The organism is Psychrobacter sp. TAE2020 (assembly GCF_018919485.1).
Taxonomy (GTDB): domain Bacteria; phylum Pseudomonadota; class Gammaproteobacteria; order Pseudomonadales; family Moraxellaceae; genus Psychrobacter.
The window spans coordinates 1-5,127 of the sequence record NZ_JAHLMU010000008.1 but is presented as its reverse complement, the minus strand read 5'-3'; the positions used below and the strand labels follow the sequence as shown (position 1 = coordinate 5,127).

At 35.8% G+C, this 5,127-nt stretch carries 3 protein-coding genes and 2 pseudogenes; 2 read left to right on the top strand and 3 right to left on the bottom strand.

Annotated elements, in window-relative coordinates:
* Nucleotides 1-227, top strand: a pseudogene (locus tag KPY62_RS13485) (DUF2845 domain-containing protein); the annotation flags it as partial.
* Nucleotides 228-297: 70 nt separating this feature from the next.
* On the opposite strand, the gene KPY62_RS13480 reads toward KPY62_RS13485, so the two are convergent.
* The 3 genes from KPY62_RS13480 to KPY62_RS13470 all read right to left on the bottom strand — a co-directional run bounded on the left by KPY62_RS13480 (nucleotide 298) and on the right by KPY62_RS13470 (nucleotide 2,885).
* Complete coding sequence (locus KPY62_RS13480; protein WP_216583463.1) at nucleotides 298-630, bottom strand: zinc ribbon domain-containing protein; 333 nt, start codon at nucleotides 628-630, stop codon at nucleotides 298-300.
* Between the two features lie 493 nt (nucleotides 631-1,123).
* Entirely contained in the window at nucleotides 1,124-1,582 is a 459-nt protein-coding gene (locus tag KPY62_RS13475) for a hypothetical protein (RefSeq protein ID WP_216583462.1), read from the bottom strand.
* A 373-nt stretch (nucleotides 1,583-1,955) separates the two neighbouring features.
* The gene (locus KPY62_RS13470; protein WP_216583461.1) at nucleotides 1,956-2,885 is read right to left on the bottom strand and encodes a phage/plasmid replication protein, II/X family; all 930 of its coding nucleotides are present in this window, start codon (nucleotides 2,883-2,885) and stop codon (nucleotides 1,956-1,958) included.
* A gap of 1,661 nt (nucleotides 2,886-4,546) precedes the next feature.
* Here KPY62_RS13470 and KPY62_RS13840 point away from each other — a divergent pair.
* Nucleotides 4,547-5,127: pseudogene (locus KPY62_RS13840) on the top strand (hypothetical protein); the annotation flags it as partial.

The window sequence follows — 5,127 nt, the reverse complement described above, 5'->3', positions numbered from 1 at the left end:
ATACGGAAGAGGGTAAAAAGGAAGCGGCTTACAAGGCTCAGCTAACTAAAAAACCTAGCGCCTCTATTGGCATGACGAAATCACAAGTTAAAAACAAGACCAACTGGGGCGACCCCAACTATATAAAAACGACTACCAATAAATACGGTACTCACGAACAATGGGTTTATGACGATTATCAATATCTATATTTTGATAACGGGAAGTTAACAACCATACAGCAGTAAAAATGAGTTTGACTCCTATACTAGAACACAAACTGTCGGCTTTTTTAAGATCAAACTAGCTTGCTTTTACTTATCTCTTTGGTCTAGTGAATAAGACAAATAGCCCTAAAATGACATCTATAAAGACCCAAATCGTTAACATCAGCCCCATTCCAATCGTTGTTCCAATTGCTGCACCTGCTTGTTCATATTCATTTTGAGAAGATGTATAGACTTCAGAAACTCCTCCACAAGCTTTGAATGATGCAACAAGCATAAAAATGTTGAATAAAATAAATAACCACTTAAAGATTTTTCCAAAAAAGCTTCTTTTGAGTTTATTTAAAGATGTCCCACAAGACGGACAATCAATGGCTGTATTACTTACTTGATGTGAACATTCTGGACAATTTACTAATGCCATAGCTGCAACCTAAATTAAAAAATTATTAATTATACCTTATATTTGTTGAATAAAATGGATGCTATAGGGTGTCCTCATCTTTGGGGATAATCACCATTTGTGACTGAGCATAGTCCCCAGTGGGGTAGATGTCTGTAAATCGTGATCGGTGCGCTGTAGAGGCATCGACCTGTCGTCTGTTTCCCAATTGTTTTAGCGGTCTGTAGGTTTTCACTGTCTGATATGTACAACAAAATGCACAACATATGGTTATAAACTAGCTGACAAGAGACTTCTAATTAAAAAATAATTAGGATTATTTCAACTTGCTAGCTTCTCTTACTCTTATCTATTGCGTGAGCTAACTATAAAGCCCCTATAACAGCTTGTAATAGGTTTTCTATGAATGGTAGCTTAAATTTATTATCTACGCTAAAAAAGCCTCTACGTAGCTCTCAGAGCTATCACTAAAATAAATAGGATTATTCCAATAGAAAATACAGTTTAACTATGCTTAAGAACCAGACATCCTATGAATTAGCTTTCCGTTTAAAAAGTATAGCGTGCCTGTACTTTGAGTTATCCCATTTCTATCTCCAAAGATATCGTAAGTCCATGAATCAAGTACGTCACTATCATCAGTGATTGTATGAATGCCATCAGGCTCTCCCCAATGGGTTTTATTAATCACTTGATCTTTGGTCATCCCTATTTTAGCACCCACATCTTTTTTACTTGTATCACCAACGATATACACTATTTCATCTTTAGCATAATGCTGGTAATTATTTTTTATTTCTCTACTAAATATTTCCAAGTTTCCTTCTGCTAATTCGCTCTTAGCTACTCTTAATTCTTCTTTAAGCAGACTAATTTTATTACCATCATCTTGATAGATATAGCGATAATTATCAATGGCAGCGTACGTATTGCTTGCAACTAATAATGATATTGTTAATATAATAAATCTCATTAATATAACCTCAGGTGAATAATACTTGTAATTATTTTAATAGAAAATAACGCTCTATATTTCTACTATGCTTAATCCAGCATAAGATAATATCACTGTAAGTCTTACGCTTATTAGGTTATTAGCCTTCTCAATAAGTATAGTCATTGCTCACTATATCAGTAGTACCAAACTATATTTAAAGCTATATAGAATAAGGCTTTATACATGCATTTGCACCTTGGATATTAACTCACCTTATCCCGTATACGTCAATGTAACAAGTTGATTACTCAAACTATAGTCAATGAGTGTCTGTGTTCGACAGCTTACGAGTGCCTCAATAAAAGATAGGGGTCATTAATTTAAAATATATGAGGTACTAGGGCTGCTATCAAAATGATAAGTCACGCAAATCAATGCCATACAATCGTATTAAGTCCCTTCTCATTCTATCGATTGTTGATGTCGTATAACCCTCTAACGAGCCAGCCTTAAAGCATGTTATAAAACGTATATACTTACTGGGCAAGTCTTCAGGAAAGTTAATCTGTTTTGGCATTCGTAGTCGACTATGTGCGTCATCAATCAACTGTTTTACTATTTCAGGCGTCCAATTAAAACCGTTTAATAGATTGTTATCATTTAGCTCACGCCACTTTAAACGTAATTCACATCTAATCATACGATTAGCTAATGCTTGTAGTTCATCAGTCTTATGTTGGTATTTCTTATTGATATCGACTTCAATCCCTTTGTGATAATACTTGAACGTCTTACGCTGACTGTCATAGCCAAAATAGATACCATTGGGTTTTACGACTTTATCAAATCTTGCATAGCTTGCATGAAGCTTCAATCGCTCTAAGTATTTCAATGCCTTATCTTTATTTTCGAACAATATTGCCTTGTTTACATCTATCACATGGATTTTAAAGTAACCCTTTTGGATAGCGTCTAATTGTTGTTGAGTTGGCGTTATATGTTCGCTTATTTCAGCTAACTTCATTACTGTCTTATAGACTAATGCTATAACATCACTATTACCTGTAATATTATGCCCTGTAAGCCACTTCCCTAAATTACCATCAATCAATAAAGTACCATCTTTCGTAGACTTAACTTTTAATTTGTTGCTATAACTGGGTTCTGTTATCCACATTTCTTTATAAGACTTCATAGGCTCACCATAACCATTACTAGTCTTTATTGCATCAAATCGTATAGCACTATTTAGTTCTTCTGGATTGTGATCTACTTCTACTCTTACTTTCAACCAATCAACCATATAGCCTTGATTAGCTTGTTCTACTGTATTATCCATATGTACTTTTACTCCTTTTTTAAACACAAAAAAATCGCATAAATGCCATTTAGCATTGCGATTATGAATAAGTTTTAAGTCTAAATTTTACTAATACTTTTATTTAATTAATATAGGTTTCCTTATAAAAATTCCATTAAGTTATGTTAACATAGTACATTAGCATTCAATTATGACACAACTTATCTGTATAATTCAAGTAAAATTACAATAGAAATACTATTTTTTGCTCTTCATAAGTAATTATTAAAACTAATACTTGTAGTCTCCATCAACACTATAGACTCTCTAATCAATCAATAAGTACTAATTAGCTAACTTATTTTGTTGTTGTTATTCCGATTATCCAGATTGAGGTTGAGGAGTTTTAGGCAACACTCACCCTAAAGCACTTACAGATAGACTGTAAACACCTTAGTGCATTACCTAAACGATTATTACCCGTCAATCGGCAGTATCGTCATTAGGGGATTGTCACTGTATCAAGCCAATCCTGTCATGATTACGGTTGATAGCACCGCCTAGACACGCTCATGACCTTTACAAGCTCTCTATGCTAGCAAGGGCTTAACACCCAATATACCGCACCGAAAAACAATATAAACACTCGTAGCGTTGCTCTTATCCTTTGTCTAGTAACCCCTGTAGGGAGCTTTACCCTTTTGTCAAACGCAGTCGTCACTGATGCCTGCCACCCATTTGACGGGTACAGTACAGAGAGAGCAGCACAAGGCTATAACGGATAAATAAACGGTTTTATGTATGATAAATCGTAACAGGGAGTTGAGTTTTGATCAGGATGTAGATAAAATAACCCTTAAACGGGTATTCAATACTGTTCAGATAACGCAGCGCCACTGCTTATTTGTCCGTTACAGTGTGCTTCAACACGCTGTAACCGTTACCCAATTAAACGATAAACCTCACCTATCAGTCAAGCGATGCGTGAGGTTTTTTGTTATCTATCGAAAACTCAGGTTTACCCCAGTGGCTCAAATTTGCGTTCTGAGCGTCTTTGATAGGTTATCAAGTATCTTTATCGAGCTTGGCACCTAGAATCGTGCTGTGGGGTTATCCGTTGCAATTTGAGGCTATTCTCAGGCATATCGTCGGTGATATTTTTGGTTATGATATGGCAGTCAATGCGAGGGTGTCAGGTGCTTTCACTGGTTCGGTTCCCCAGTAGGGTACCATCATCATAAATTGAGTCTTTGATATATAAAGGAATATTTTTTGATAGGTGCGCTCAGTGTACTTGTAGGTGTACTTATTGCGACTAACTCGAAGGTTTTTGGTATTGATTTAATCGTTCATGGGGTCAAATTCGATAAGTGGCTTTACCTGTACAGTAAGTCGCTTTCTTACGATTATCAATGGTCACCAAGATTATCCCCAAGCCTCACTTGAGGATAATTAGCTAATGATCGCTTGCTGTGTATGACTTTGAGTAATAGTCACTGAGTTTCAGTGTCCAAACAGTGTCCGTTTAGTGTCCAAACTAAGGGTTTTACTGTCTGTTTGCAGCCATTGCGCCTAACCTCAATTTGAGGGTGTGTTGATATTTCACGACTGTTTTATAGCTTTTCTACTGACAGTCACCGATTATCATTGGTTCCTTTGGTACACTGTAATTAATCTTAGATCATTAGAAAGAGATAATAATGAAGATATTAGCAGGTGTTTTATTAGTTATGTTTGCTGTCAATACTAGTGCTGATACAGAGGTGCAGCCTTACGTATCGTTTACTAGCGAAAATAATCCTCAGCAAACTAATAAAGCGTCGCAAGAGATAGTATTTACCCCTAACAATACCTTGCATCTCATAACTAATGCAGTGATTACTGATCGCTACGCTTTTGATAATTTTAATAAGAAAGTTAAAGTCACTTACTACAAAGACTCTGAAAAATACGGTGATCCTAACTTATCTTATTTAAGCGACGAGAAAGAAATGAGTTATGCTGAGAGGGCTTATTACGCATTATCAGGTGATGAGAGTGTCAGCAATAAAAACGTAGCCATAGGTAGCAATGGTCAGGTGTTACTAACTAATGTAAATCCTAGCAGTAATTTCGATAGTTTTATTAAAAAAGTTAAGGTTGTGTATTACGAAGATACGGAAGAGGGTAAAAAGGAAGCGGCTTACAAGGCTCAGCTAACTAAAAAACCTAGCGCCTCTATTGGCATGACGAAATCACAAGTTAAAAACAAGACCAACTGGGGCGACCCCAACTATATAAA

What these genes read in the sequence shown, in the direction of transcription:
- KPY62_RS13480 (WP_216583463.1), bottom strand. Translation starts at nt 630, where the DNA reads ATGGCATTAGTAAATTGTCCAGAATGTTCACATCAAGTAAGTAATACA.
- KPY62_RS13475 (WP_216583462.1), bottom strand. Translation starts at nt 1,582, where the DNA reads ATGAGATTTATTATATTAACAATATCATTATTAGTTGCAAGCAATACG.
- KPY62_RS13470 (WP_216583461.1), bottom strand. Translation starts at nt 2,885, where the DNA reads ATGGATAATACAGTAGAACAAGCTAATCAAGGCTATATGGTTGATTGG.